Annotated in this window: 2 protein-coding genes; one reads left to right on the plus strand and one right to left on the minus strand. The window is 64.6% G+C overall.

Annotated elements, in window-relative coordinates:
- The coding region (locus G6017_RS15460; RefSeq protein WP_182618167.1) for a transposase at nucleotides 1–271 on the plus strand (271 nt) is incomplete at its 5' end.
- A gap of 45 nt (nucleotides 272–316) precedes the next feature.
- Here G6017_RS15460 and G6017_RS17070 read toward each other — a convergent pair.
- Nucleotides 317–661, minus strand: a 345-nt coding sequence (locus G6017_RS17070; protein ID WP_241731595.1) for a transposase, incomplete at its 5' end; no start/stop codon positions are given.

A 661-nucleotide genomic window follows, 5' to 3' on the forward strand; every position in this document is an offset into this window, starting at 1 on the left:
TAAAGACCTGCCAGCCGGGCGCAGCGCTGCGGAGAAGATACTCGCGACCTTGCCGTCCTGCCCGATCCCAGAGATCGCCCGCCTCGGCCGCACTCTTCGCAAGTGGAAGGACTCCTTCCTCGCCTACTGGACCACTGACCGATCCAACAATGGTGGAACCGAAGCGATCAACGGCCTCATCGAACTCCACCGGCGCCTGGCCCGCGGCTACCGCAACCGCGACAACTATCGCCTGCGGATGCTCCTCATCGCCGGCGGGCTACGGACCTGACCCCACACTCAGATGCGAAGAGCCCCTTATCCGGCCCTTCCGGAATCAGAGTGCATTGATCCGGTCGTGAAGCTGACCGGAGTGGATCAGTGACCGCAAGATGTAGTGGTTGAGGTTCCGGAAGCCCAGGGCGATTCCGCGGAGGTGTTCGAGGCGCCCGTTGATGGCCTCGACGGGACCGTTGGAGGCACCCACGTCGAAGTAGGCGAGGATCTCGCGGTGCCGCTTCCACAGCGACCGGCCGAGCTGGGCGAGCTCGGGTAGTTCCTTCGGAACGCCGGCCCGGATCGATTTGAGGAGCTTGTACATCGCGATCTTGCCCTCCCGCCTGCCCGAGGCCTCGTAGGCGGCGATGAGTCGCTGGTAGACGCCGTAGGTGACCTCCACCGC

It is taken from the genome of Dietzia sp. B44, assembly GCF_014145245.1.
Classification (GTDB): domain Bacteria; phylum Actinomycetota; class Actinomycetes; order Mycobacteriales; family Mycobacteriaceae; genus Dietzia; species Dietzia natronolimnaea.